Source organism: Thermodesulfovibrionales bacterium (genome assembly GCA_026417875.1).
Lineage (GTDB): Bacteria > Nitrospirota > Thermodesulfovibrionia > Thermodesulfovibrionales > CALJEL01 > CALJEL01.
This window is the reverse complement of sequence record JAOACK010000025.1, coordinates 1-22,974: the sequence shown is the minus strand read 5'-3', so window position 1 is coordinate 22,974 and position 22,974 is coordinate 1. Positions and strand designations below refer to the sequence as shown.

At 41.0% G+C, this 22,974-nt stretch carries 39 protein-coding genes and 1 pseudogene; 3 read left to right on the top strand and 37 right to left on the bottom strand.

Annotated elements, in window-relative coordinates; genetic code table 11:
- Positions 1 to 89 precede the first annotated feature (89 nt).
- The 5 genes from N2257_06125 to N2257_06105 all read right to left on the bottom strand — a co-directional run bounded on the left by N2257_06125 (position 90) and on the right by N2257_06105 (position 4,633).
- The gene (locus N2257_06125; protein MCX7793964.1) at positions 90 to 803 is read right to left on the bottom strand and encodes a methyltransferase domain-containing protein; all 714 of its coding nucleotides are present in this window, start codon (positions 801 to 803) and stop codon (positions 90 to 92) included.
- 407 nt (positions 804 to 1,210) lie between these two features.
- Positions 1,211 to 2,827 (bottom strand): ATP-binding cassette domain-containing protein, encoded by a 1,617-nt coding sequence (locus N2257_06120; protein MCX7793963.1) that lies wholly within the window; start codon positions 2,825 to 2,827, stop codon positions 1,211 to 1,213.
- Positions 2,824 to 3,159 (bottom strand): hypothetical protein, encoded by a 336-nt coding sequence (locus N2257_06115; protein MCX7793962.1) that lies wholly within the window; start codon positions 3,157 to 3,159, stop codon positions 2,824 to 2,826. The genes N2257_06120 and N2257_06115 overlap by 4 nt, the downstream gene beginning before the upstream one ends.
- Complete coding sequence (gene cbiM / locus N2257_06110; GenBank protein MCX7793961.1) at positions 3,156 to 3,839, bottom strand: cobalt transporter CbiM; 684 nt, start codon at positions 3,837 to 3,839, stop codon at positions 3,156 to 3,158. Before cbiM ends, N2257_06115 begins: the two co-directional genes overlap by 4 nt.
- Before the next feature lie 11 nt (positions 3,840 to 3,850).
- Entirely contained in the window at positions 3,851 to 4,633 is a 783-nt protein-coding gene (locus tag N2257_06105; GenBank protein MCX7793960.1) for a transporter, read from the bottom strand.
- A gap of 237 nt (positions 4,634 to 4,870) precedes the next feature.
- On the opposite strand from N2257_06105, the gene N2257_06100 reads away from it, so the two are divergent.
- The gene (locus N2257_06100) at positions 4,871 to 4,996 is read left to right on the top strand and encodes a hypothetical protein (GenBank protein MCX7793959.1); all 126 of its coding nucleotides are present in this window, start codon (positions 4,871 to 4,873) and stop codon (positions 4,994 to 4,996) included.
- A 476-nt stretch (positions 4,997 to 5,472) separates the two neighbouring features.
- Here the strand turns inward: N2257_06100 and N2257_06095 are convergent, their stop codons facing one another.
- Positions 5,473 to 7,650 (bottom strand): transglycosylase SLT domain-containing protein, encoded by a 2,178-nt coding sequence (locus N2257_06095; protein ID MCX7793958.1) that lies wholly within the window; start codon positions 7,648 to 7,650, stop codon positions 5,473 to 5,475.
- Between the two features lie 162 nt (positions 7,651 to 7,812).
- Between N2257_06095 and N2257_06090 the strand changes: the two genes are divergently transcribed.
- Together N2257_06090 and N2257_06085 are read left to right on the top strand one after the other, a co-directional pair.
- Complete coding sequence (locus N2257_06090; GenBank protein ID MCX7793957.1) at positions 7,813 to 8,085, top strand: hypothetical protein; 273 nt, start codon at positions 7,813 to 7,815, stop codon at positions 8,083 to 8,085.
- Complete coding sequence (locus tag N2257_06085; protein ID MCX7793956.1) at positions 8,082 to 8,354, top strand: cell division protein ZapA; 273 nt, start codon at positions 8,082 to 8,084, stop codon at positions 8,352 to 8,354. The genes N2257_06090 and N2257_06085 overlap by 4 nt, the downstream gene beginning before the upstream one ends.
- Before the next feature lie 129 nt (positions 8,355 to 8,483).
- Here the strand turns inward: N2257_06085 and rplQ are convergent, their stop codons facing one another.
- The 31 genes and pseudogenes from rplQ to tuf all read right to left on the bottom strand — a co-directional run.
- A complete protein-coding gene (gene rplQ / locus N2257_06080; GenBank protein MCX7793955.1) occupies positions 8,484 to 8,894 on the bottom strand; it encodes a 50S ribosomal protein L17 in 411 nt (136 codons plus the stop codon).
- Entirely contained in the window at positions 8,884 to 9,906 is a 1,023-nt protein-coding gene (locus N2257_06075; protein MCX7793954.1) for a DNA-directed RNA polymerase subunit alpha, read from the bottom strand. The genes rplQ and N2257_06075 overlap by 11 nt, the downstream gene beginning before the upstream one ends.
- Positions 9,907 to 9,983: 77 nt before the next feature.
- Positions 9,984 to 10,610, bottom strand: coding sequence for a 30S ribosomal protein S4 (rpsD, locus tag N2257_06070; GenBank protein ID MCX7793953.1), 627 nt, complete (start codon positions 10,608 to 10,610; stop codon positions 9,984 to 9,986).
- Positions 10,611 to 10,642: 32 nt separating this feature from the next.
- The gene (rpsK, locus tag N2257_06065) at positions 10,643 to 11,029 is read right to left on the bottom strand and encodes a 30S ribosomal protein S11 (protein MCX7793952.1); all 387 of its coding nucleotides are present in this window, start codon (positions 11,027 to 11,029) and stop codon (positions 10,643 to 10,645) included.
- Between the two features lie 2 nt (positions 11,030 to 11,031).
- Positions 11,032 to 11,406 (bottom strand): 30S ribosomal protein S13, encoded by a 375-nt coding sequence (rpsM, locus tag N2257_06060; protein ID MCX7793951.1) that lies wholly within the window; start codon positions 11,404 to 11,406, stop codon positions 11,032 to 11,034.
- Positions 11,407 to 11,417: 11 nt separating this feature from the next.
- Positions 11,418 to 11,531: a 50S ribosomal protein L36 gene (gene rpmJ, locus N2257_06055; protein ID MCX7793950.1), complete on the bottom strand. Its 114-nt coding sequence runs from the start codon at positions 11,529 to 11,531 to the stop codon at positions 11,418 to 11,420.
- 14 nt (positions 11,532 to 11,545) lie between these two features.
- A complete protein-coding gene (gene infA, locus N2257_06050; protein ID MCX7793949.1) occupies positions 11,546 to 11,764 on the bottom strand; it encodes a translation initiation factor IF-1 in 219 nt (72 codons plus the stop codon).
- 17 nt (positions 11,765 to 11,781) lie between these two features.
- Positions 11,782 to 12,531, bottom strand: coding sequence for a type I methionyl aminopeptidase (gene map / locus N2257_06045; protein ID MCX7793948.1), 750 nt, complete (start codon positions 12,529 to 12,531; stop codon positions 11,782 to 11,784).
- Between the two features lie 55 nt (positions 12,532 to 12,586).
- Entirely contained in the window at positions 12,587 to 13,894 is a 1,308-nt protein-coding gene (gene secY / locus N2257_06040) for a preprotein translocase subunit SecY (protein ID MCX7793947.1), read from the bottom strand.
- Positions 13,891 to 14,337, bottom strand: coding sequence for a 50S ribosomal protein L15 (gene rplO, locus N2257_06035; protein MCX7793946.1), 447 nt, complete (start codon positions 14,335 to 14,337; stop codon positions 13,891 to 13,893). Before rplO ends, secY begins: the two co-directional genes overlap by 4 nt.
- The gene (gene rpmD / locus N2257_06030; protein ID MCX7793945.1) at positions 14,334 to 14,519 is read right to left on the bottom strand and encodes a 50S ribosomal protein L30; all 186 of its coding nucleotides are present in this window, start codon (positions 14,517 to 14,519) and stop codon (positions 14,334 to 14,336) included. The genes rplO and rpmD overlap by 4 nt, the downstream gene beginning before the upstream one ends.
- Positions 14,516 to 15,025, bottom strand: coding sequence for a 30S ribosomal protein S5 (rpsE, locus tag N2257_06025; protein MCX7793944.1), 510 nt, complete (start codon positions 15,023 to 15,025; stop codon positions 14,516 to 14,518). The genes rpmD and rpsE overlap by 4 nt, the downstream gene beginning before the upstream one ends.
- Positions 15,026 to 15,055: 30 nt before the next feature.
- A complete protein-coding gene (gene rplR, locus N2257_06020; protein MCX7793943.1) occupies positions 15,056 to 15,409 on the bottom strand; it encodes a 50S ribosomal protein L18 in 354 nt (117 codons plus the stop codon).
- 9 nt (positions 15,410 to 15,418) lie between these two features.
- A complete protein-coding gene (rplF, locus tag N2257_06015) occupies positions 15,419 to 15,961 on the bottom strand; it encodes a 50S ribosomal protein L6 (protein MCX7793942.1) in 543 nt (180 codons plus the stop codon).
- A gap of 14 nt (positions 15,962 to 15,975) precedes the next feature.
- A complete protein-coding gene (gene rpsH, locus N2257_06010) occupies positions 15,976 to 16,368 on the bottom strand; it encodes a 30S ribosomal protein S8 (protein ID MCX7793941.1) in 393 nt (130 codons plus the stop codon).
- Between the two features lie 13 nt (positions 16,369 to 16,381).
- On the bottom strand, positions 16,382 to 16,567 hold the full coding sequence (locus N2257_06005; GenBank protein MCX7793940.1) for a type Z 30S ribosomal protein S14: 186 nt from the start codon (positions 16,565 to 16,567) through the stop codon (positions 16,382 to 16,384).
- An 11-nt stretch (positions 16,568 to 16,578) separates the two neighbouring features.
- The gene (gene rplE, locus N2257_06000) at positions 16,579 to 17,133 is read right to left on the bottom strand and encodes a 50S ribosomal protein L5 (GenBank protein ID MCX7793939.1); all 555 of its coding nucleotides are present in this window, start codon (positions 17,131 to 17,133) and stop codon (positions 16,579 to 16,581) included.
- Positions 17,133 to 17,453 carry a 50S ribosomal protein L24 gene (gene rplX, locus N2257_05995; GenBank protein MCX7793938.1) on the bottom strand — a complete coding sequence of 107 codons (321 nt, stop codon included), beginning with the start codon at positions 17,451 to 17,453 and terminating at the stop codon, positions 17,133 to 17,135. Before rplX ends, rplE begins: the two co-directional genes overlap by 1 nt.
- A gap of 8 nt (positions 17,454 to 17,461) precedes the next feature.
- Positions 17,462 to 17,830, bottom strand: a complete 369-nt coding sequence (rplN, locus tag N2257_05990) for a 50S ribosomal protein L14 (protein MCX7793937.1) — start codon at positions 17,828 to 17,830, stop codon at positions 17,462 to 17,464.
- Positions 17,831 to 17,903: 73 nt separating this feature from the next.
- Positions 17,904 to 18,143, bottom strand: a pseudogene (gene rpsQ / locus N2257_05985) (30S ribosomal protein S17).
- Positions 18,144 to 18,156: 13 nt separating this feature from the next.
- Entirely contained in the window at positions 18,157 to 18,351 is a 195-nt protein-coding gene (gene rpmC / locus N2257_05980; GenBank protein ID MCX7793936.1) for a 50S ribosomal protein L29, read from the bottom strand.
- The gene (gene rplP, locus N2257_05975) at positions 18,348 to 18,767 is read right to left on the bottom strand and encodes a 50S ribosomal protein L16 (protein ID MCX7793935.1); all 420 of its coding nucleotides are present in this window, start codon (positions 18,765 to 18,767) and stop codon (positions 18,348 to 18,350) included. Before rplP ends, rpmC begins: the two co-directional genes overlap by 4 nt.
- 16 nt (positions 18,768 to 18,783) lie before the next feature.
- A complete protein-coding gene (rpsC, locus tag N2257_05970; protein MCX7793934.1) occupies positions 18,784 to 19,458 on the bottom strand; it encodes a 30S ribosomal protein S3 in 675 nt (224 codons plus the stop codon).
- Position 19,459: 1 nt separating this feature from the next.
- Entirely contained in the window at positions 19,460 to 19,810 is a 351-nt protein-coding gene (rplV, locus tag N2257_05965) for a 50S ribosomal protein L22 (GenBank protein MCX7793933.1), read from the bottom strand.
- A 3-nt stretch (positions 19,811 to 19,813) separates the two neighbouring features.
- The gene (gene rpsS / locus N2257_05960) at positions 19,814 to 20,095 is read right to left on the bottom strand and encodes a 30S ribosomal protein S19 (GenBank protein ID MCX7793932.1); all 282 of its coding nucleotides are present in this window, start codon (positions 20,093 to 20,095) and stop codon (positions 19,814 to 19,816) included.
- A 75-nt stretch (positions 20,096 to 20,170) separates the two neighbouring features.
- Positions 20,171 to 20,989 (bottom strand): 50S ribosomal protein L2, encoded by an 819-nt coding sequence (rplB, locus tag N2257_05955; GenBank protein MCX7793931.1) that lies wholly within the window; start codon positions 20,987 to 20,989, stop codon positions 20,171 to 20,173.
- Positions 20,990 to 20,995: 6 nt separating this feature from the next.
- Positions 20,996 to 21,289: a 50S ribosomal protein L23 gene (gene rplW / locus N2257_05950; GenBank protein ID MCX7793930.1), complete on the bottom strand. Its 294-nt coding sequence runs from the start codon at positions 21,287 to 21,289 to the stop codon at positions 20,996 to 20,998.
- Positions 21,286 to 21,903 carry a 50S ribosomal protein L4 gene (rplD, locus tag N2257_05945; protein ID MCX7793929.1) on the bottom strand — a complete coding sequence of 206 codons (618 nt, stop codon included), beginning with the start codon at positions 21,901 to 21,903 and terminating at the stop codon, positions 21,286 to 21,288. The genes rplW and rplD overlap by 4 nt, the downstream gene beginning before the upstream one ends.
- A gap of 18 nt (positions 21,904 to 21,921) precedes the next feature.
- Positions 21,922 to 22,536 carry a 50S ribosomal protein L3 gene (gene rplC, locus N2257_05940; GenBank protein MCX7793928.1) on the bottom strand — a complete coding sequence of 205 codons (615 nt, stop codon included), beginning with the start codon at positions 22,534 to 22,536 and terminating at the stop codon, positions 21,922 to 21,924.
- Positions 22,533 to 22,838 carry a 30S ribosomal protein S10 gene (gene rpsJ / locus N2257_05935; protein MCX7793927.1) on the bottom strand — a complete coding sequence of 102 codons (306 nt, stop codon included), beginning with the start codon at positions 22,836 to 22,838 and terminating at the stop codon, positions 22,533 to 22,535. The genes rplC and rpsJ overlap by 4 nt, the downstream gene beginning before the upstream one ends.
- 7 nt (positions 22,839 to 22,845) lie before the next feature.
- The coding region (gene tuf / locus N2257_05930; protein ID MCX7793926.1) for an elongation factor Tu at positions 22,846 to 22,974 on the bottom strand (129 nt) is incomplete at its 5' end.

The window sequence follows — 22,974 nt, the reverse complement described above, 5'->3', positions numbered from 1 at the left end:
GCTCTGACCAGCTGAGCTACACCGCCGATATTATATATTATACAAAATTCTGCTAACTGTAAACAGAAATCTTAATTTTCCAGCATAAATCAATCTTTGCATCCCACTTCCTTCCTCCACCAGTACATTCCAACTATTGCTTTATCCTTAAGCCACAAGTGCTCTTTTTCATAAACAAGTTTTGAGGTTATTTCTTCAAATTCTTCCTGACTGAGGGGTCTGCCCTTTTTGAGAGTCCAGTGTTCAAGACATTCATCGAGATTGTGATAGGCAAAGGAGCTATCTGTTTCATAAAATCTTGCAAAGGCTATACGGTAATCTCTGTATTGCCATTTAACCTTAATCTTATCACTTAATTCTGTGATGAGAAAAACATGTCTTGGGCCTGCACGGAAAATCTTCTCAAAAGCGCGGATGAAGCCAATCTCTGTAAGGTGGAGGCTGTTACATGCAATTACAAGATCATAACCTTTAAGCTCAAAAACAGGTATATCCTCCCATCTTCGTTCGTCAATCTTAAGCCAGTCAATTCCACGGCTGAAGGCACATTCATAAAGAAGACTTCTCATACCTGTAGAAGGCTCAACTGCTGTAACATCACATCCTATAGCACAGAGAGGCAAGGAAAGAATTCCATTCCCCGCTCCTATATCAAGCACTTTCCAGCCTGGCTCAACCATCATGGCAAGAGTTTTGATGATACTGTCATGATAATCATTATGTTCTATCCAGAGTTTATACCATTTTGCATAACTATCCCAGAACTTAACTGTCGCTACTCTTTTACAGGTTATACCGGTCATAAATCTTTCTCCCTGTAAGGATTTCTATTTAGCAGATTGGAATTATCTTTTAATTCAAAAATTGAAAAAGCCATGAGCCTGCACCTTCATGGTGCTCAGCCTTCATGGCTTTTAAAATCCTTTTATACCTTTAAAAAGTCCTGTCTTCTGACAGGTTATTACACAAAATATTTCTCAGTCCATCGGTGATAAGCTACTGGCCACTTCCTCGGCTCTCTTAAAACAGGCATCAAGTTCCTTAGTTTTTTCATAAAGGCATCTAAGTGCCTCTGCAAGGTCTTTATTCCCTGCACTCTCTATTCTCTCTGCCCATTTTCTGTATGTATCTCCATGTTCATTGTTATGTACCTTCCAGTGATGTATAAGATGTCTTAATNTCTTGAGATCATCCATCTATTTTTCTCCTTTCAATGTTTATGAAATAAATAATGGGAATGAATGTGTCTGTGTGCTACAGACCCGTGGCGGTGAACATGTTCATGGACAAGGTTGACCTTAAGCAGCAATTCCTCATCCTTTAAAATATCCTCAGCAGTACCTGTTTTCTCAATCCTGTGCTCCTCAGAAAGAACAGCTACCTTGCAATGCAGTTCCTCTACCAGAGCCAGATCATGGGTGGCTATCACGATTGTCTTTCCTGCCTCATTTAACAGGAGAAGCAATTCGACAAGAAAACACTGCGTCCGAGGATCAAGGCCTGATGTTGGCTCATCAAGTAAAAGTATCTCGGGGTTCATGGTCAGCACAGAACCTATGGCAACCCTCTTTTTCTCACCGCCTGATAGCATGTAGGGAGGTCTGTCTTTAAGGCCCTTTATCTTGAGCATCTCCATAACCTCTTCAGCCCTGTCTCTTGCCTCTTCCTCATTAAGTCCGAGCTGAAGAGGTCCGTACATGAGCTCTTCATACACATTTGCTGAAAAAAGCTGCACATCAGGATCCTGAAAAACATATCCAACAGAGGACCGGAATTCTCGCAGAAAATCAGGTTTCCGTAGAGCACTTTCAGTCACCTCTCTGCCTTTGAAAAATACCTTTCCGGAAGAGGGATGGAGCAGACCTGCCATTATCTTAAGAAGTGTTGATTTTCCGCTTCCATTTGCACCCAGGATTGCGTATCTATCACCCTTATTAATTGCAAGAGAAATATCTATAAGTGCAGTAGTGTCCCGGGTATAGCTGTAATTTACTCTTTCTACTCTTATACAATCAGAGTTATTAAAATCAGGTCCATCATGGATTGTATGATTCTTTATCTTCATACCTGTTATTCCTGAGCCCCTTGCCTTCATTGCAAAGGTGAGCTCCTCAGCCAGTGCCATTGTCTTCTTAAAAAGAAAATGAATCCTACCAGCAATCCAGTTCTGAATGATGGTTTTATCAAGTCTGCCAGCAAATCTTGCCTTTTTCGCGAGATAGAAATCCTCCACAACCTTTGAAAAGGTAAGTATATATCTATAGGAGAGCATTACTATCATGAGGAATATCCAGGGTATCCTGAACCTTCTCAGAGCAACCATAAGTTCTTCAAAGGTTGTTGTCCTGATAAGGATAAATGAACTTGCCAGAGAATTAAAAACCCTGAGGGTGAGAACTCCTGTCCTCTCAAGACCCTGAAGTGTAAAGCCTATCTCCTGGGGAATATGGTATATCCATATATCATAGGATCTTTTTAGTGTTAAGAGTCTTATAGCCACCTCTCCTTTAACAAGAAGATTAAGAGCTCCAGGAAGGCTGAGCAAAAATCCAAAGAAAAATGTAAGTATTACAAGTCTTTTAAAATCTTCACTCTTAACTCTTGAAGGGATTGAAAGCGATAGCAAAACAAGAGAAAGGAATAATAAATGCTCAATCCGGTTCATGAAACTCGTAAGTATTATAAAGAGCAGGGCCAATACCACCTTAATCTCAGCCCTGATATGTCTTGCAATACTATCTGCTGGTGCATCGCCCAGAAGGGCCTTCAGCTCACCAATGGACTGAATCCCCCTGTCAATAAAGCTCGTTCTTACTTTTGAGCTCAAATCCTCCTCCTGCGTGCCATTTTGCCAAAGATATATATAATTCCTCCAGCAAGCAAAATACCAAGGATACCAGAAAGTATATAAGATAAGACCTGAATTAGCAGTGAGGCCTCTTCTCCTCCAAGATTATAATCAGGTATAGGAGCCTTCCAGAGATCAGAAAGTTTCCTCATTCCCTCAGGAATAAAACCGAGCATCTCCTTTAATGCATCAACATCCCATTCTCCCCAGGCATCACCTGCCTTGAAGACCTCAGGTAGAATTATTCCCAGTGGACTCAAAAGGGCAAGAATAAATAAACCAATTAAAAGTCTTTTCTTGAAAGAACTCATGCTACACCTCCTTTAAGGCTATAAACAAGCCCGGGCTCATGCCTTACAAAATATCTCAGAATAGCCATTGTAAGAAGGCCTTCAATAATACTGAATAACAATAAATGCTCCAGTGCCATTGCCGGGACGGCAATCTTTAATGGGTAGGGTGCATAAAGGGGATTGCCAGCTTTGTCTGTAGCTATCAATGGCTGGATACCAAATTCAATTGCTGTAAGGAGTGCACCCGCTGTAAGGCCTATATATCCTGAAAGAAAGGCACCTATATAAATCCTTTTTTTTCTCTCGCTATCAGCAATAGCCCTGAATACCCAGTAAGAAACAAAGGGAATCACTACAGCCATATTAAAACAATTAGCCCCTATTGCTGTAATACCTCCATCACCAAAGACTATTGCCTGTATTATTAGTACAGTGCTCACAGCAATTACTGCACACCATGGCCCAAGAAGTATAGCAGTTATTGAGGCACCTACAGCATGACCCGTAGTACCACCAGGTATGGGAATATTAAACATCTGGATAAGAAATGAAAAGGCAGCTGCCATGGCAAGATAGGGAACCTGTTTTTCTGATAGTTCTCTCTTGAGCTTTTTAATTGCAATAGCCCAGAACAGAGCGCTTGCACCATAAAGAGGTATGTAGGTCTGGGGACTTAAATATCCATCAGGTATATGCATAATAAACCTCCTTAAAATCTCAATGTTATCCCAGCCAAAAGGCTCAGGTCTGTCTCGGGCTCTGTAAGTCCTGCCTTGATACCCCCTGAAAGGTCAAAGGTGTCTGTTACTGAATAAACAATACCACCTAATAAAAAAGCAGGCTTTTCATCTGATGTACTGTCAGGATTTTCCTCCACTCCAGCATTGGCTGCTATCTTGAAATCTTCTCTTAACCTGTACTCACCAGCCACGGATAAATGCCAGAGATTTTCTCTTTCACCAATCCTGTTTTCATTTCTTATATATCCAGCATTAAAGAAGAGTGTTAAGTCCTTAAATTCTCTGTCAATTATAAGAAATGCCTTTCCGGTAAAACGACCTGTTCCAAGACCCCTTTCTTCATCTCCTGATGGAATAGTGATTGATGTCTTAATGGCAATCTTTAATCCTTCCCTTTCATAAAATCTGTATTTTATCCCGAGCTCTAAATCAGAAAATCCCTCCTCATCAATGGTCTGACCATTTTCTTCCTTCCAGTAAATATAGGGGACCGCAATAGATATATCAATGTTATCTGTTAATCCATATGTTAAAGTATTATTTAATGTGAATTCCTCTGTCTTTATTCCGTCTTCTTTATCGCTACCGTATTCCACCTGAAATTCATACTGAAACCTACCACTTCCCTGAGTACCTGTGTCATCCGTTATAAGGGGATGATAGGCACGGGCATATGAAAAGATTAAGGTAGAGCTTAGAATCACGAAGAGATAAAATAGTGGCAGTCTCAAAGGAGAAAATATAATTTTCATGAATACCTCCTGAGATTGCAAAATAAAAAGCCACAAAGGCTTCTCTGACCTTCATGGTCTTTTAAGCCTTCGTGGCTTATTATCCTCAATTATTTAAGCATGAAGAATCATAAAAAGTCAACCTTGTGTATAAGCTAGGAAATGTAAAATTTTCTGCGTAAAATTTAAAATTAAAGAAAAAAGGGTGTATCCTCCATAATTAACAATAAATTTCTCAAAGAAAGGAGGACACACCCCATGGCAGTGAAAGAACTCACTGACCTAAGTTTAACAGATTTATGGAGGGAATATCAAAAGAGTTTTAAGGATTTTTGGCAATTAAGTGATGAAGGGATTAAGGGCATGAGAGTTAGGAAGAGATAAAGATTGCCACCTCGTAGGTGTAAATAAGGCAAGCAGAGGTGACAAATGCATGGAAGCAATGTACATTGATGTGGAGGGAGGCTCATCCCCGCAGTAAGATGCAAGAAGTAAGAAGAAGGACAAGTTGCTTTAATAACACAGTAAGTACGGATAGAATATTCGCAGCAGTAATTAGCCGGTTATATGAACATCAATAATCTCAGTCCTTAGGGAGCCTTATTTACAGAGAAGATGACCTAAATTTATTCTGTTATATTTTTCCTTAATCTCTTAAAGATTAGAGCCTATCAAGGGATATTGGAGGAAGAAGCCAGATAATTTAGGAGACAGCTAATCACATCCTTTCTAATCTCCTTAAAGCTGCCAAAGCAACAAGGGTTTTATGATCAGCAATATTGGCAACTACTGCCCATGCTTTATGATCTTATAAAAAATAAATTAGCTTTAAGAAAACTTCAGATTTTCAATTTTTTAAACTATTTTGGTGCATAAAGTCTTAAATACATTTCATAAGTGGTAAGGACCCTCTTGACATAATTCTGGGTCTCACCATAGGGTATGTCTTCAATAAATTCATCCATTGATGAATAACCATTCTTAAGCCATGAATCAACAACAGCCTCTCCAGCATTGTAAGCAGCGATCGCAACTGGAATCTCTTTATATTGATCTAAAAGTTTCCTCAAATAGAGTGCCCCAAGCTGGATATTGAATTCGGGATCATATAATAGCTGGTTTGAATTACGATTATTTTTTACTGCACCTGTTCTCAGAAGCCTTTCTGCTGTATAGGGCATTATCTGCATGAGTCCTACAGCACCGGCAGGAGATATTGCATCGGGATTATATCTGCTTTCTTCACGCATGATGGATAGAAGAAGGTAAGGGTCTATACTGTGAATCCTGGATATCTTTAAGATGAGATCAGGATAAACAATAGGATAGAGGAATCTCTCATCAATCCTCTCCTTCATCTCTGGAAGTGTTTTTAATCTTGAATAAAGGCCAACTGCCCTGTGGTACTGACCTGAGGTGTAAAAGAAAAGACCTGCTGCTCTGAGTATTTCCCTACAATCTCTTTGCTCAGGATAGGAGATCCTGAGGATTACGCTATTATCTGACCTTGATGACATCTCCTGTAATGTCATTGGAAATTCCAGGGGCTGGGGAGTCTTAATGCAATTCTTAAGGAGTGCTCCAATTTCATCTGCAAGTTCTTCCTTAAATCCGAGTTTCAGAAATAAAGAAAATCTCCTGTTTACGGTATCAGGAGGTTTAAAACCGTTATTTTCTGAAATAAAGGAGGCTGCCATGGTCTGTAAATCTAAAGACTCAACCTTTGCACTTTTTATTTCTGTATACTTTTTTTCATATCTCTGTCTTGCCAGAAGGCTATAAAACCCACTTTCCTGTTCCATGAGCTTTCTGTAGCTATGATAAATATCATTAGCAGAGGACTGTTCTGCTGTACTGCTAAGACCTTCTACTTTCTGGTTACTGAGTTCAGCTATTCTCAAAAGCCAGTAGGTATAACGAGCTTTATTATATTTTTCCTGAAGCAAGGTTAGTATCCTCTTTGCCTCATTATAATTTCCTGTCCTGTAATGAATCCATGCAATCGCCCACTGAATCTGTTCTGAATCAAAGGGAAAGTATTTTAAAATCTTCTTGAGATAATCAAGGGAGCCACTGTAATCTCCTTTATCTCTTAAAGTCCTCGCATAGGCTACGGCAACCGGTATGACTCTTCTGTCTCCTGAATTAACAAGTTTCTCTATTACCTTTTTTGCCTTTTCATAGTCACCTGACCTTAGATAGGAAATACCTAGAAGATAGTATTCTTTCGAAAAGGAGAATTCCTCTGCTGACTCTTTATATTTTTTCTTTTTAAAATAAACATTTCCGAGAAGTTTTCTTAAAGACTCTATCTTTAAACGGTCTCCTTCAGTCTTAAGTCTTTCGAGGATTGATTTCTCAGCCTCATCATATCTGACAAGTCTGATAAGACCTTTTATCTTTTCTTCAAATTCTTCATGGGTAAGCATATTAAGGTTTATTCTATCCTTAAAAAGTTCAGAAAAGGGACTGTTTTTTATATAGAGCCTTTTATAGATATTTATTGCATCCTTTCCCTCCCTCTCTTTTAAATAAGCGAGAAGATAACTTGCATGGTCTTCTTCAGGATAGGCCTCCACATATCCTTCAAGCTGGCTGATTCCATACTCACTATTATTTAAAAGGGAAATTTCAACTAGTCTGTATCTTGCTTTTTTGATAATCAGGGGTGAACAGTGTCTTAATCTACAGAGTTCGAGCACTTTCTCATAAGCAACTCTCGCCTCCTGTGGCGACAGAGCCATGAGGACTTCTCCTCTTAAAAAAAGCAGGAGGTCAGTAATGGAAGAAGTATCAGGGCAGGTCTCAAGGTCTTTCAATAAATCTGCTGCCCTTTGGAATTCAGAAGACTGAAAATAGTGTATTGATAGTTCAAGCCTTTCAGAAAGACCACTTTGATCAGGACAGACAGGAGCGATTATATCTTCTGCCAGAGAGTCCTCAATAAAAAAGAGGCACATGAAAGCAATTATAACTGTGACAGCACTTATCCTCCCCTTAGTGCATGGTTCTAAAGTATAATTGATGAATACACCCATAGGTTATTATAACCGTAATGTGCTCTGTTTCTCCATTTAATTCAGTCTGTAAAGACCTCCTTTTTTAAAGGCAATTGTATGGAATATCTTTAGATTTCTATCAGTACAATTCAGTCCATTAAAAACTTGCAAGAACCTCTGTTCTTCTGGTATTTTATGAACATGAAGAAAGGATTATTTGAGGAAGGAGACGTGAGACCCCAGAATAATATTGAAGATGCTGGGTTAAAGGAATTCGGGGAGCGTATCTCAAAATTGATTGCAAGGGCAAAGACACTGAAGGCTGAAAATCAGCAGCTTTCAAAAAGGGTACAGGAGCTTGAAGCAATTGTAAAAAAGCAGTCTTCGGAGATCGAAGGTCTAAGAACTGAAAGACTTTATCTCAAAAAGGAGATTGAACAGATTATGCGGGAGATAGAGGAGCTTGATATATGAAGAGCACAGAGGTCTATATACTGGGACAGAAATATCTACTGAAGGGAGATGCATCGCCAGAATACATGAATGAACTTGCCAGATTTGTAGATTCAAGGATAAGAGAGATTCTTAAGAATTCTCCAAATATGCCACCACTTAAGGCAGCGATCCTTGCATCGCTTAATATAAGCGATGAGCTCTTTAAGTTGAAAGAAAGAGAAAAGGACATCCTCAAATTTGTTAAAGAAAGAACTGATGCCCTAGAATTTATTTTTTCTGAGGAATAGAGCAGTTTTTTTTCGGATTCTCAGAACCCTTCTTAGAAACACCTCAGGTGGGAACCCCGAGTTTTGGAAATATCATAAACTGAAGCAATAGATAAACTACCAGTGCAATTATTACAATAAGTAAATCACTCATTTCTTCTCCTCTTTTGCCTTTGTTTTTTCTGACTCTTTCTTTTTGATATCTTCATAATCTACGAATTCAAGTACCGCCAGCTCAGACCTGTCATTCACTCTCCTCCTTGTCCTCACTATCCTGAGATAGCCACCGTTTCTTCCAGCAAATCTTGGAGCTATTTCACTGAAAAGGTGGCTTACCAGTTCTCTATTCGGAAGGTAGGTCATGGCAAGCCTCCTTGATGCGAGGTCACCTTTAATTGCAAGGCTCACAAGCCTTTCCGCTATCCTCTTTGCTTCCTTTGCCTTTGGTATGGTGGTCTCTATCCTCTGGTGTTCTATTAAGGATGCAACAAGGTTTCTGAGAAGTGCTTTCCTCTGATTTGCCGGTCTTCCAAAGAGTCTTCCGTCTACTCTATGGCGCATTTGTCTTACCTCCTCTCTCAAGTGCCTTGAGGGCCTCCATATCAATCTTCATACCAAAATCAAGACCCATGCTCCTTAAGATAGTCTTAATTTCATTAAGAGATTTTCTGCCGAAATTTTTGGTTTTTAACATCTCCTGTTCCGTCTTCTGGACAAGGTCAGCTATTGTTTGAATATTTGCATTCTTGAGGCAGTTGTGAGCTCTCACAGAAAGCTCAAGCTCATCTATACTCTTAAGAAGATTCTCGTTTACTGTTGCAGTTCCAGTCTGGGAGTTTGTACCTGCCCTTTCTTCCATCGGGTATATTGCGTCCTCCTCAAGTATGAAGAGGTCAAAATGTTCAACGAGTATACCTGCTGCCTCAGAAATTGCCCTCTCAGGTGTCACGCTTCCATCAGTAGTTATCTCCATTATGAGCTTGTCATAATCTGTTGATCTTCCAACTCTTGCCTTTTCCACCCAGAAATTGACCTTTTTTACAGGGCTGAAGAGAGAATCAACAGCTATAACACCTATTGGATAATCTGCTTCCTTGTTAACCTCAGCAGGAACATATCCCTTTCCTGTACCCATGAAGAGTTCCATTTCAAGTGTGGCTCCTTTATCAAGTGTTGCAAGGGTAAGATCTGGATTCAAAATTTCAACAGAACCATCAACCTTTATATCACCAGCCTTAACAACCTTTGGACCTTTTTCAGCAATCGTACCTGTCTTTTTGCCATCACCGTGTATCCTCAGCCTTATTTTCTTTACATTCAAGATAATATCAACCACATCTTCTTTGACGCCATCAATGGAAGAAAATTCATGAAGCACTCCCTTTATCTTAATAGCAGTTACTGCAGCTCCTGTTATGGATGAAAGAAGTACTCTCCTCAGGGCATTTCCAACAGTAATGCCATAGCCTCTTTCAAAGGGCTCTGCAACAAGCCTTCCGAATGTCGGACTCAATGTATCTTCATCAAATTTTATTTTCTGAGGAAGTTGAAAACCCTTTTTCCTTAAATTCATAAAACCTCCTTCTTTTTTGGAAAAATGAAAAGCATGGAAGTTCAGAAGGTTTCTGAACCTCCAGACTAAAGGTCTTACTATTTTGAATACAGCTCTACTACCAGCTGTTCACGAGCGCTTACAGGTATCTCTTCTCTTGAAGGAACACGGAGTACCTTTCCTCTCATATTATCCTTATCAAGCTCAAGCCATGAAGGAATACCTCTGTGTTCTGCCTTTTCAAGGCTCTCACGAATGCTCTCAATACTCCTACTCTGTTCCCTAATCTCAACAACATCTCCTGGTCTGAGATTATAAGATGGAATATTTACCTTTCTACCATTAACAAGAACATGACCGTGACTTACAAGCTGTCTGGCACTCCTTATACCTGATGCAAAGCCGAGTCTATAGACAGTATTGTCAAGCCTGAGCTCAAGGAGCTGTAAGAGGGCCTCTCCCGTTACACCCTTTTTCTTTGAGGCAATCTCAAAATATCTCCGGAACTGCCTCTCAAGAACTCCGTATATTCTTTTTAACTTCTGTTTCTCTCTGAGCTGAAGACCGTAATCTGAAGGCTTCGGCCTGTTCTGCCAGTGCTGACCCGGTGGATATTTTCTCCTCTCTATGGCACATTTATCAGTATAGCATCTGTCAGCTTTAAGAAAGAGTTTCTCTCCCTCCCTTCTACAAAGCCTGCATACCGGTCCTGTATATCTTGCCATCTATTTTCTATCCTCCTTTTTATCTTTTAATCTTAAACTCTTCTCCTCTTGGGAGGTCTGCAACCATTATGAGGTACAGGTGTTACATCCTTGATAAGATTTATATCAAGTCCTGCAGCTTGAATAGCCCTTATTGCCGATTCCCTTCCTGCTCCGGGACCTTTCACCATCACATCAACCTGCCTCACTCCCATATCCATTGCTTTTTTTGCAGCGGCCTCAGCAGCCATCTGAGCAGCATAGGGCGTACCCTTTCTTGAACCCTTAAAACCAAGACTCCCTGCTGAAGCCCAGGTAAGAACATTTCCATTCTGGTCTGTAATGGTAACTATTGTATTGTTAAATGTTGCCTGTATATGGGCAATCCCTGTTGTTATATGTTTCTTTTCTTTTTTTGTTCCCCTTTTTTTCTGCGCCATTTTTAAGCCTCCTTCTTTTTACCTACTGCGGCACGTCTTGGCCCCTTGCGGGTTCTTGCATTTGTCCTTGTCCTCTGACCCCATACAGGTAAGCCGAGTTTGTGCCTTATACCCCTGTAACAGTTTATATCTATAAGTTTCTTTATATTCATTGCAATCTCTCTTCTCAGTTCCCCTTCAACCTTATAATCCTTCTCTATAACAGACCTTATCTTCACTATCTCATCATCCTTAAGGTCCTTTACCCTGGTATTGGGGTTAACACCGGTTTCATGAAGGATCTTGTTTGAAAGAGACCTGCCAATACCAAATATCCTAGTTAGGGCAATCTCCACCCTTTCATTTTTTGGTAGATCGACACCTGCTATTCTTGCCATTTTTCCACCTCTCAGCCCTGTCTCTGTTTATGTTTAGGATTTTCGCATATAATTCTTATAACGCCTTTGCGTTTTATGATTTTGCATTTTGAACAGATTGGTTTTACCGATGCTCTCACCTTCATTATTATTAACTCCTTTATTTAAATCTGTATGTGATTCTGCCCTTTGAAAGATCATAGGGTGAGAGTTCAACAAGCACCCTGTCGCCGGGCAGAATCCTGATAAAATGCATTCGCATTTTTCCTGATATATAAGCCAGGACTACCTGGCCGTTGTCCAGTTCTACCCTGAACATGGCATTAGGCAGGACCTCAACTACTGTTCCCTGGACCTCTATGCTCTCTTCTTTGGGCAACTTTGCATTATACCTTTTTAATTCAATTTAGTCAATATCTGAGCACCATTTCTGGTGATCACAACTGTATGCTCAAAATGAGCTGAATAGCCACCATCTACTGTGACAGCAGTCCAGCCATCTTCAAGGATCATTACGTCGGGTGAACCTGTATTTACCATGGGCTCTATTGCTATGGTCATGCCCTCTTTCAGTCTTGGTCCCTTGCCCGGTTTGCCAAAATTTGGCACCTGAGGCTCTTCATGAAGATATTTTCCAATTCCGTGACCAACAAAGGCCTTTACAACTGAAAACCCATTGGATTCAACATAATTCTGTATTGCTGATGATATATCACCCACTCGGTTGCCTGCCTTAGCTTTATCAATACCAATATAAAGTGCCCTCTCTGTAACCTCAAGAAGCTTTTTCTGCAGCTCTCCGATGTTTCCAACACCATAGCTTCTTGCAGCATCTCCATAATAACCTTCATATATAACACCTAAGTCAATACTTACTATATCTCCGTCCTTCAGAACCCTCTGTGAGGGAATTCCGTGTACTACCTGGTTATTAACAGAAACACATATGCTAGCTGGATATCCCCTGTATCCCTTAAAGGCAGGAATACCACCTTTTGCCTTTATATAAGCCTCAGCGTATTCTTCAAGTTCCTTTGTCTTTACGCCAGGCTTTATAACGTTAGCAAGCATCTCAAGGGCACCTGCTGCAATCCTACACGCCCTCTCAATCATTTTTATCTCATAAGGTGATTTTAATATAATCACATCTATTATCGTAAAAATTAAATAGTAAAAGTGATCCCTAATAAGTAAAAGTTTTTTAGCCCCGCCTGCCTCTTATCCTTCCTTTTTTCAAGAATCCTTCATAGGAACGTGTTACCAGATGTGCCTCAATCTGAGATACAGTGTCAAGAGCCACTCCAACAACAATCAACAGAGATGTTCCTCCGAAATAAAAGGGCACATTAGCCTTCTGAATAAGTATTTCTGGCAAAACACATATTACCGAAAGATATGCCGCTCCCACAAAGGTAAGCCTGCTCAATACCCTGTATATATATTCTGAGGTTTTCTGTCCCGGTCTTATCCCTGGAATAAAGCCACCGTATTTTTTCAGGTTATCCGCTATATCCACAGGATTGAATATAATAGCTGTATAGAAATAAGCAAAAAAGAATATAAGTCCAACATAGAGTATGGTGTAAATAACTGTTCCAGGTGATAGCTGCTTTGCAACACCCTGTATCCAGGGAATACCTGCAAACCCTGCAATCGTTGCCGGAAACATTATGATAGATGATGCAAAAATTGGAGGTATTACACCTGATGTATTAATCTTTAATGGCAGATGCGTGCTCTGGCCTCCGTAAACCTTTCTTCCCACAACCCTCTTTGCATACTGTACAGGAATCTTCCTCTGACCCCTTTCAATATATATTATACCTGCGACAACCGCAACCATAAGGAGTACAAGGAATATCATAAAGAGCAGGGATAGCTCTCCTGTGCGTATAAGGTTTATTGTATTTATCACTGCATTTGGCATTCTTGCTACTATTCCTGCAAAGATTATTAAAGAAATACCGTTTCCTATACCTCGTTCTGTTATCTGTTCACCAAGCCACATAATAAAGGCAGTACCTGATGTAAGGGTTATCATGGTCATGAGTCTGAAACCCCATCCAGGATTGGTAATGAATTCTCCCTGGGACATGGTCTCAAGTCCAATTGCTATAAAAAAGGACTGTATTGCACTTATAATGACTGTGCCGTATCTTGTATAACGGACTATCTTCTTTCTTCCATATTCTCCTTCCTTTGCAAGTCTTCCAAGAGCAGGTATCACTACAGTGAGAAGCTGAAGTATAATTGAAGCACTTATATATGGCATTATGCCAAGGGCAAAGATAGTGAGCCTGGAAAGTGCTCCTCCAGAAAACATATCAAAAAAGCCCATAAGTGCACCACCCCTCTCCATGAGAAATCTGCTCAGTGCCTCACCATTTATTCCAGGGGTGGGGATGTGTGCTCCTATTCTATAGACAATGAGCATGAGGAGTGTGAAGATTATGCGATTCTTCAGCTCCTCTATCTTGAATATATTCTGGAAAACCTCCAGGATTCTCAACTTGAAATTACCTCAACTGTTGAGCCTACAGCCTTAAGTTTTTCAAGGGCAGATTCGCTGAATGCATGAGCCCTGACCTTTAAAGGTCTCTTAATCTCTCCCTCTCCAAGTACCTTCAGTCCGCTCTTGAGGTCCTTTATTATACCCTTCTCAAGCAGCACCTCTGGACTCACCTCAGAAAGACCGTATTTTTCAATATCTTTAAGATTAATAATTGCATATTCCTTTTTGAAAGGAGCATTGGTGAATCCCCTTTTGGGAAGTCTTCTCTGAAGGGGCATCTGGCCTCCCTCAAAACCCGCACCCTTTGTCCCACCTGACCGGGCCTTCTGTCCTTTATGGCCTCTTGTTGATGTCTTTCCATGACCGGAGCCGATTCCACGACCAACCCTTTTTTTTCTCTTTTTACTTCCCGGAGCTGGCTTTAACTCTTCTATCTTCATTGGACTGTCTCCTTTATATCAACCAAATGAATTACCTTTGATACCATGCCTCTTATTGATGGAACATCATCCTTTATAACTGTCTGGTGCCTTTTTCTTAAACCAAGGGCCTGAAGTATCCTTCTGTGTTTCTCAGGCACTCCGGGATAGCCTCTCTTTAGGGTGATTGCCAGTCTCTTCATGTATTAACCTCCTCCTGAGGTTCTTCAATCTTTCCCCTGATTCTTAAAACTGCCTCAGGGTCCTTAAGTTCCTTCAAGCCCTCCATAGTAGCCCAGACTGTATTAAAGGCGTTGTGGTTTCCAATGACTTTTGCCACTATATCCGTAATACCTGCAACCTCAAAAACTGCCCTTACCCCACCACCTGCTATAATACCTGTTCCTTTTGGTGCTGGATTCATTACAACCTTTACAGCACCAAATTTGCCTATAATCTGGTAAGGGATAGTGCCATTTTTAATAGGAATCTTGATAAGAGATTTTTTTGCCTGCTCTATTGCCTTTCTGATTGCATCAGGAACCTCAGCAGCCTTTCCCTTACCGGCTCCCACTACGCCATTTCCATCACCAACAACCACAAGAGCACTGAATGAGAATCTTCTACCTCCCTTTACAACCTTTGCAACCCTGTTTATATAAACTATCTTGTCCTTTAGTTCTCCTTCTGGAGTTATTCTCTCAACTATGGATTTTGGCACTCCTTGGTAACCTCCTTTTTAAAATTCAAGTCCTGCGTTCCGTGCTGCATCAGCAAGTGCAGCTACCCTTCCATGATAAGGATAACCGCTCCGGTCGAAAACTACCTTTTTAATGCCTTTCTCAAGTGCCCTCTTTGCAATCAACTCACCAACCCTTTTTGCAGCCTCAATAGTATCCCTGCTTCGGAGCTCTGAAAATTCCTTTTCCAGAGTCGTTGCGCTCACAAGGGTATGACCCTTCGTATCATCTATTATCTGGGCATAAATATATTTCAGACTCTTATAAATACAGAGTCTTGGTCTTTCAGAAGTTCCGGAAATATTTTTTCTGATTCTTTCGTGTCTCAGTTTTCTTCCTTTTATTTTTGCCAAGGGAACCTCCTATTTCTTTCCAGCTTTGCCAGGTTTAAGTCTCAGCTGTTCACCAGCATATCTTATTCCTTTACCCTTATAAGGATCGGGTGGTCTCAATGCCCTTATATTTGCTGCTATCTGCCCCAGAAGTGCCTTATCAGCTCCACTGAGTGTGATAGTTGTCTGCTTGGAATCTACTGCAGCCTTTATTCCCTCCGGTAATTGAAATTCTACAGGATGTGAATATCCAAGGCTGAATATAAGCCTGTTTCCCTGAAGCTGAGCTCTGTAACCCACTCCGAATATCTCCAGTACCCTTTCATAACCCTGTGACACACCGTGAATCATATTGGCTACAAGTGCCCTCATGGTACCATGTAGTGCCCTGTCCTGTTTTTCGTCTGTAGGTCTTTTTAGGATAATCTTTCCATCTTCAATAGAGACCTTTATCCTAGGATGTATCTCTACTGTAAGGGTTCCCTTTGGACCCTTTGCTGTAATAAAATTTCTGTCAATCTTTACCTCAACACCCTTTGGTATCTCTACAGGCTTTTTACCTATTCTTGACATTTCTCAAACTCCTTTTACCATATATAACAGATAATCTCTCCACCTACTCTTAACTCACGGCATTTCCTGTCAGACATTACACCTTTTGGCGTGGTCAAGATCGCCATTCCCACTCCGCCCATTACTCGGGGAATCTCCTCAACTCCAACATATACCCGCCTTCCAGGTTTGCTCACTCTTTTAAGACCATTTATTGCGCTCTGGCCATCTGAGTATTTAAGGGATATGCGAAGTACACCCTGCCTCTTATCCTTTATTATCTTGTATCCCCTAATAAACCCGCCTTCTTTCATTATCTTTGCTATCTCGAGCTTGAGCCTTGAGGCAGGTACATCAACCTTATCTGCCTTTATCATAATGGCATTTCTGATTCTTGTGAGCATGTCTGCTATAGGATCACTAAGCATTCTTCACCTCTGATTACCAGCTTGCCTTTCTCACACCAGGTATAAGACCCCGGTGTGCCATTTCTCTGAAACAGATTCTGCAGAGACCAAATCTTCTTAAATAAGCCCTCGGTCTTCCGCATACTTTACATCTATTCCTCTGCCTTGTACTGAACTTCGGCGGCCTCTTAGACTTTTCAATCATACAAACCCTTGCCATCTCTGTCTCCTTTATTTCTTAACACCTTTTCTGAAAGGCATACCAAGATGCCTCAACAATGCCATTGCCTCTTCATCTGAACGAGCTGTTGTGCCTATTGTTATATCCATACCGTAGATAAAATCAACCTTATCTGCATCTATTTCTGGAAAAATAAGCTGCTCTTTTATTCCAAGTGTATAATTACCATGACCATCAAAACTTCTCAGAGGAACTCCTTTAAAATCCCTTATTCTCGGAAGGGCAAGATTGATCAGTCTGTCCAGGAATTCATACATCCTGTCACCCCTGAGTGTTACCTTACAGCCTATGGGAACTCCTTTTCGTAATTTGAAGGCTGCTATTGCCTTTTTTGCCCTTGTCTGAACAGGTCTCTGTCCTGTAATCTGTGCTATCTCCTTCTGGACTGTCTCAAGGAGCTTTATATTCTGAATAGCCTCTCCCAGTCCCACATTTATCACTACCTTTGTAAGTCTCGGGACTTGCATAACATTGTTATAGGAGAACTCCTTCATCATTAAGGGTATTACTTCCTTTATGTATTTTTCTTTCAGCCTCGGTAACATTATGTATCTATTACCTCCTTGCACTTCTTGCAGACCCTCACCTTATTACCATCAGCAAGTATGGTAGCTCCTATTCTTGTCGGTTTATCACACTTAGGACACAGGAGCATAACCTTCGAGATATGGAGAGGTGCTTCTTTTTCAATAATGCCTCCCTGCGCATACTTCTTACTGGGTTTCATATGTCTCTTTACAATATTAATCTTTTCCACTATCACCTTCTCTTCAGAAGGCATTACCTTTATAACCCTTCCAGTCTTTCCTTTATATTTACCCGATATGACCATCACATTGTCATTCTTTTTTATCCTTAAAGACATACTTCCTCCTACAGAACCTCCGGTGCGAGGGATATTATCTTTGTAAATTCCTTCCACCTGAGCTCTCTTGCCACCGGACCGAATATCCTCGTACCTATTGGCTCACCCTGGGCATTTATAAGAACAACTGCATTCTGATCAAAACGGATATAGGTTCCATCGGGTCTTCTGGTCTCCTTTTTTGTCCTGACCACGACAGCTTTTGCTTTATCACCCTTTTTTATATTGCTATCAGGAAGAGCCTCCTTGACACTTACAACTATAACATCCCCCAGGCGTGCATATTTTTTATGAAAACCGCCGAGGACCTTTATACATTGAACCTTCTTTGCTCCTGAGTTATCGGCAACCTCAAGTATTGTCCTTAGCTGAATCATCTTATCTCGCCTCCTTCTTCAGATCATCAGTCAGAACCTCATCACCTGAACCTTTTAGCTCAGCGCCTTCTGCAGCCTTCTTTACAATATCAAGTACCACCCATCTCTTCCTCTTGCTTAGAGGCCTTGATTCTATAATTGAAACAATATCACCAACCCTGCACCTGTTTTCCTCATCATGAGCCATGAATTTCTTCCTGTATTTTACAGTCTTCTTATATAGAGGATGCTGGACAAGCCTTGTAACCTCAACAACCACGGTCTTGTCCATTTTGTCACTTACAACCCTTCCTGTAAATATCTTCTTAGCCATATATATCCATCCTTTAAGATTTCTTCTTTTTTTCTGTAATTATGGTAAGAATCCTTGCTATATCCCTCTTAACTTCCTTGATCCTGTTGGGATTCTGTATGTCACCAGTAGCCTTCTGAATCCGCAGGTGAAAGAGTTCCTTTCTCAATTCCGCCTCTTTTTGCCTGAGTTCATCCACAGTGAGTTCCCTTAACCTGGAAGCCTTCATCCAAAGACCTCCTCCCTTTTAACAATTTTTGTTGCTACCGGAAGTTTATAAGAGGCAAGCCTCATAGCTTCCACGGCCACTTCTTCACTCACTCCTCCTATTTCATAAAGTATCCTTCCTGGCTTTACAACCGCAACCCAGTATTCAGGATTTCCTTTTCCTTTACCCATTCTTGTCTCAGCCGGTTTCTTTGTTATTGGCTTATCAGGAAATATCCTTATCCAGAGCTTTCCACCTCTTTTGAGATGCCTCTGAATTGCCACCCTTGCAGCCTCTATCTGTCTGCTCGAAATCCAGCCAGGCTCGAGTGCCTTAAGTCCGTATTCTCCAAAGGCTATAGAACTACCCCTGTATGCCTTTCCATGCATCCTGCCCTTCTGCATCTTTCTGTATTTAACCTTTTTAGGCATTAACATATTCGGTACCTCTCTTTTACTGTGTTAGAGCCTCAGGACTTGATTGAACTCCCGGCTTTTCTGGCAAGATATCGCCTTTGTATATCCAGACCTTGACCCCTATCTTTCCGTAGGTAGTCCTTGCTTCGGCAAATCCATAATCTATATCAGCCCTGAAGGTATGAAGGGGAACCCTTCCTTCTCTGTACCATTCAGTCCTTGCTATCTCGGCTCCTGCAAGTCTTCCAGAACAGGCTACCTTAACACCCAGGGCACCAAATCTGAGAGCGCTTGATACTGCTTTTTTCATTGCCCTTCTGAAAGAGACTCTCTTTTCAAGCTGAAGTGCTATATTTTCTGCCACAAGCTGAGCGTCAATCTCGGGTTTTCTTATCTCTTTTATGTCAATATTTACCTGTCTTCCTGTGAGAGCCTCAAGTTCCTTTTTGAGTCTGTCCACCTCAGCACCCTTCTTTCCTATTATGATTCCAGGTCTTGCCGTATGAATGGTTATTCTCATCTTCTGACCTATGCGCTCTATCTCTATCTTTGAGACACCAGCATGATACAGCCTCTGTTTCAGACTCTTTCTGATATTTACATCTTCATAAAGAAAATGGGAAAAGTCCTTTGCCTTGCGGGCAAACCATCTCGAATCCCATGTCCTGATTATACCTATCCTGTTTGCAAAAGGATGAACCTTCTGTCCCAATCTATACCTCCTTTTTTTCCTTTGAAGCAAGCACTATAGTTATATGGCATGTCTTTTTTCTTATAATATTTGCCCTTCCCATAGCCCTTGGTTCAATTCTCTTCATTACAGGTCCCTGATCAGCAACTGCATGTGAAATCCTCAGAGAATCCACATCAAGATTAGGTGATTTCTGGAGTGCATTTGCCATTGCAGACTTGAGAACCTTCTCTACATATCTTGCAGCCCTGTAAGGCATGAATCTGAGTGCAACCACTGCCTCTCCAGCACGTTTTCCCCGGATAAGGTCAAGAACCCTCCTTGCCTTTCTTGGAGTTACCCTTATATATCTTGCGATTGCCTTTACCTCCATCTCTTATCCCTTCTTCTCAGACTTTTCTGAGCCTGCATGGCCTTTGAATGTCCTTGTTGGCGCAAACTCACCTAGTTTATGGCCAACCATATTTTCTGTTACGTAGACCGGTATAAATTTCCTTCCATTATGGACAGCAAAGGTAAAGCCAATAAACTCAGGTACAATAGTAGATCTCCTTGACCATGTCTTTATGATCTTTTTATCGCCACTTTCAATCATGCTCAGAACTTTTTTCATTAGTTTTGGATCAACAAAAGGACCCTTTTTAAGCGACCTGGGCATAATGCCTCCTCATAGAATAATCTGAAGTCAGTAGCCGGTAGTCTGATTCTTTCCCGATAACCCTTTTCGGCATATTTATTTTCGCCTCTTTATAATAAACCTGTCTGTTTTTTTATTCCTTCTTGTCTTGATACCCTCTGGTTTTCCCCAGGGTGTACAAGCCGGTCTTCCTCCCGAGCTCTTGCCTTCTCCTCCACCAAGAGGGTGATCAATTGGATTCATAGCCACGCCTCTAACAATGGGTCTTCTGCCAAGCCACCTCTTTCTGCCAGCCTTGCCAATTGATATATTTTCATGATCAGGATTGCTCACCTGGCCAATAGTAGCCATGCAGCTGGAAAGGATAAGCCTCACCTCTCCTGAGGGCATCTTCACCTGGCAGTATTTATCTTCCTTTGCCACCAGCTGGGCAGCTGTGCCTGCTGCTCTTACAAGTTTTCCACCCTCACCAGGACGGAGCTCTATATTATGAATAAAGGTGCCAAGGGGTATCTCACTTAGAGGCATGGCATTACCTGCCTTTACCTCTACACCCGTACCTGAAATTACCTCATCTCCAACTTTAAGACCCAAAGGTGCAAGGATATACCTTCTTTCTCCGTCGGCATATTTTAAAAGGGCAATCCTGGCTGATCTATTGGGATCGTATTCAATGGTTTCCACTTTTGCAGGGATACCGAATTTATCCCTTTTAAAATCTATTATCCTGTAGAGTCTCTTATTACCTCCACCTCTGTGCCAGGCTGTCACCCTACCAAAGTGATTTCTTCCGCCTGTCTTCTTAAAGGGAACAGTAAGGGGTTTGTAAGGCTCTTCAGCTGTGATCTCGCTGAAGTCCGGAGTTGTCATAAACCTTCTTCCAGGTGACGTGGGCTTATAAATCTTTATTCCCATCAGGCATCACGCTCCTTCAATGAAATCAAGTTTTTCTCCAGGCTTTAATGTGATTATTGCCTTTTTTATCCCTGAGGTAAAGCCCTCATAGCGGCCGCGTCTTCTTTTTTTTCCCTTGGTATTTATTATATTTACCTTCTCAACCTTAACCTTGAAAAGTTCTTCCACTGCCTGCTTAATCATTATCTTGTTTGCATCAGGATGAACCTCAAGTAATATCTTATTTTCTCTTTCCTTGAGGAAATGACCTTTTTCAGTAAAGAGCGGTCTTTTTATTACATCGTATATTGTAAGGTTCATATCCTTTCAGCCTCCAGTTTACTCATTGCCTCTTTAAAGATAATGACTCTGTCATGGCTAACTATATCATAGGCATTAACATCAGCAACCCTTCTTACTGTAACTCCGGGTATATTTCTTGAAGAAAGGATCAGATTATCATCCTTCTCAGGTGCGATTATTAATACACTTCCATCAATTCCCAGTCTCTTCAAAATGGTTACCATATCTTTTGTTTTTGGTTTTTCAAGTTTTATATTGTCTATTAAAATAAGTTCATTATCACTGATCTTGCCCTCGATAGCTTCTTTAAGGGCAACCCTTTTTAATTTTTTGGGAAGCTCATAGTAATAATCCCTTGGTTTTGGTCCAAAAACAATGCCACCTCCAACCCATAAAGGAGATCTTATACTTCCCTGTCTAGCTCTACCAGTATGCTTCTGCCTCCAGGGTTTTCTTCCACCTCCACGCACTTCGCCCCTTGTCTTTGTTGAATGTGTTCCCTGTCGCTGGTTGGCAAGATAATTGACCACTGCCTGGTGAATCACCTCTTTTTTCACTGATGTCAGGTCAAACTTATCTGTAGTGTATTTTCCTACAACTGCATTGTTTATGTCCCTGATCTCTATCTCCATATTAATCTTCCTTTCTTATTAATCTTCCTTTCTTATTTCCACATAACTTCCATAGGCGCCGGGCACAGCACCTTTTACAAGCAAAAGATTCTTCTCAGGCATAACTTCAATAACTGTAAGATTTTTGACCGTTACCCTTTCAGCACCCATGTGACCAGGCATACTTTTATTCTTCCATACCCTTGATGGAAAGGAACTCGAACCAATTGAACCAGGTGCCCTGTTAAACATTGAACCGTGAGAACCTGGTCCACCATGGGCCCTGCATCTCTTCATTATTCCCTGGAACCCTTTTCCTTTTGATATGCCGCTGACATCAACCCTGTCTCCTTTTTTAAATCTCTCAACAGTGATGAGATCTCCAACCTTAAGTCCTGTCATCCTGAATTCCCTGATTATCCTGTGAGGCTTCAATCCTGCTTTTTTAAATATTCCAAGAACAGGTTTTGTAACATTTTTAATCTTCGTGATCTCATCAAAACATATCTTTACAGCCTCATAGCCATCCCTTTCTGGTATCTTTAGTTCAATAACAGGACATGGACCTGCTTGAATGATAGTCACAGGTATAGCCACGCCATCTTCAGAAAAGATCTGGGTCATTCCTATTTTTTTACCAAGTATTCCTGTCATAGTTTTATCTCCACATCAACACCTGCAGCCAGTTCAAGTTTCATTAAAGCATCAACCGTCTGAGGTGTTGGATCGTATATATCAAGAAGTCTTTTATGAGTTCTTATCTCAAACTGCTCTCTGGACTTTTTATCAATATGTGGAGACCTGAGAACAGTAACCCTGCTTATCTTTGTAGGAAGTGGTACAGGACCTGCTACACGAGCACCCGTTCTCTGGGCAGTTTCCACTATCTCTTTCACAGACTGATCAAGGAGTCTGTGATCGTAGGCCTTAAGTTTTATCCTAATCTTTTGATTCATTTTTTACCTATTCCAGTATCTCCGTTACTACTCCTGCACCCACTGTCCTTCCACCTTCCCTTATGGCAAACCTCAGCTCCTTCTCAAGGGCTATGGGTGCTATAAGCTCAACTGTGATGTTCACATTGTCTCCAGG

Excerpts from the sequence above, each read along its gene's own strand:
- N2257_06125 (MCX7793964.1), bottom strand. The coding sequence starts at position 803 with ATGACCGGTATAACCTGTAAAAGAGTAGCGACAGTTAAGTTCTGGGAT.
- N2257_06115 (MCX7793962.1), bottom strand. The coding sequence starts at position 3,159 with ATGAGTTCTTTCAAGAAAAGACTTTTAATTGGTTTATTTATTCTTGCC.
- cbiM (MCX7793961.1), bottom strand. The coding sequence starts at position 3,839 with ATGCATATACCTGATGGATATTTAAGTCCCCAGACCTACATACCTCTT.
- N2257_06105 (MCX7793960.1), bottom strand. The coding sequence starts at position 4,633 with ATGAAAATTATATTTTCTCCTTTGAGACTGCCACTATTTTATCTCTTC.
- N2257_06100 (MCX7793959.1), top strand. The coding sequence starts at position 4,871 with ATGGCAGTGAAAGAACTCACTGACCTAAGTTTAACAGATTTATGGAGG.
- N2257_06095 (MCX7793958.1), bottom strand. The coding sequence starts at position 7,650 with ATGGGTGTATTCATCAATTATACTTTAGAACCATGCACTAAGGGGAGG.
- N2257_06090 (MCX7793957.1), top strand. The coding sequence starts at position 7,813 with ATGAAGAAAGGATTATTTGAGGAAGGAGACGTGAGACCCCAGAATAAT.
- N2257_06085 (MCX7793956.1), top strand. The coding sequence starts at position 8,082 with ATGAAGAGCACAGAGGTCTATATACTGGGACAGAAATATCTACTGAAG.
- rplQ (MCX7793955.1), bottom strand. The coding sequence starts at position 8,894 with ATGCGCCATAGAGTAGACGGAAGACTCTTTGGAAGACCGGCAAATCAG.
- N2257_06075 (MCX7793954.1), bottom strand. The coding sequence starts at position 9,906 with ATGAATTTAAGGAAAAAGGGTTTTCAACTTCCTCAGAAAATAAAATTT.
- rpsD (MCX7793953.1), bottom strand. The coding sequence starts at position 10,610 with ATGGCAAGATATACAGGACCGGTATGCAGGCTTTGTAGAAGGGAGGGA.
- rpsK (MCX7793952.1), bottom strand. The coding sequence starts at position 11,029 with ATGGCGCAGAAAAAAAGGGGAACAAAAAAAGAAAAGAAACATATAACA.
- rpsM (MCX7793951.1), bottom strand. The coding sequence starts at position 11,406 with ATGGCAAGAATAGCAGGTGTCGATCTACCAAAAAATGAAAGGGTGGAG.
- rpmJ (MCX7793950.1), bottom strand. The coding sequence starts at position 11,531 with ATGAAGGTGAGAGCATCGGTAAAACCAATCTGTTCAAAATGCAAAATC.
- rplO (MCX7793946.1), bottom strand. The coding sequence starts at position 14,337 with ATGAAGATAGAAGAGTTAAAGCCAGCTCCGGGAAGTAAAAAGAGAAAA.
- rpmD (MCX7793945.1), bottom strand. The coding sequence starts at position 14,519 with ATGAAGAGACTGGCAATCACCCTAAAGAGAGGCTATCCCGGAGTGCCT.
- rplF (MCX7793942.1), bottom strand. The coding sequence starts at position 15,961 with ATGTCAAGAATAGGTAAAAAGCCTGTAGAGATACCAAAGGGTGTTGAG.
- rpsH (MCX7793941.1), bottom strand. The coding sequence starts at position 16,368 with ATGCTTAGTGATCCTATAGCAGACATGCTCACAAGAATCAGAAATGCC.
- N2257_06005 (MCX7793940.1), bottom strand. The coding sequence starts at position 16,567 with ATGGCAAGGGTTTGTATGATTGAAAAGTCTAAGAGGCCGCCGAAGTTC.
- rplE (MCX7793939.1), bottom strand. The coding sequence starts at position 17,133 with ATGTTACCGAGGCTGAAAGAAAAATACATAAAGGAAGTAATACCCTTA.
- rplX (MCX7793938.1), bottom strand. The coding sequence starts at position 17,453 with ATGTCTTTAAGGATAAAAAAGAATGACAATGTGATGGTCATATCGGGT.
- rplN (MCX7793937.1), bottom strand. The coding sequence starts at position 17,830 with ATGATTCAGCTAAGGACAATACTTGAGGTTGCCGATAACTCAGGAGCA.
- rpmC (MCX7793936.1), bottom strand. The coding sequence starts at position 18,351 with ATGAAGGCTTCCAGGTTAAGGGAACTCACTGTGGATGAACTCAGGCAA.
- rplP (MCX7793935.1), bottom strand. The coding sequence starts at position 18,767 with ATGTTAATGCCTAAAAAGGTTAAATACAGAAAGATGCAGAAGGGCAGG.
- rplV (MCX7793933.1), bottom strand. The coding sequence starts at position 19,810 with ATGGAGGTAAAGGCAATCGCAAGATATATAAGGGTAACTCCAAGAAAG.
- rpsS (MCX7793932.1), bottom strand. The coding sequence starts at position 20,095 with ATGCCCAGGTCGCTTAAAAAGGGTCCTTTTGTTGATCCAAAACTAATG.
- rplB (MCX7793931.1), bottom strand. The coding sequence starts at position 20,989 with ATGGGAATAAAGATTTATAAGCCCACGTCACCTGGAAGAAGGTTTATG.
- rplW (MCX7793930.1), bottom strand. The coding sequence starts at position 21,289 with ATGAACCTTACAATATACGATGTAATAAAAAGACCGCTCTTTACTGAA.
- rplD (MCX7793929.1), bottom strand. The coding sequence starts at position 21,903 with ATGGAGATAGAGATCAGGGACATAAACAATGCAGTTGTAGGAAAATAC.
- rplC (MCX7793928.1), bottom strand. The coding sequence starts at position 22,536 with ATGACAGGAATACTTGGTAAAAAAATAGGAATGACCCAGATCTTTTCT.
- rpsJ (MCX7793927.1), bottom strand. The coding sequence starts at position 22,838 with ATGAATCAAAAGATTAGGATAAAACTTAAGGCCTACGATCACAGACTC.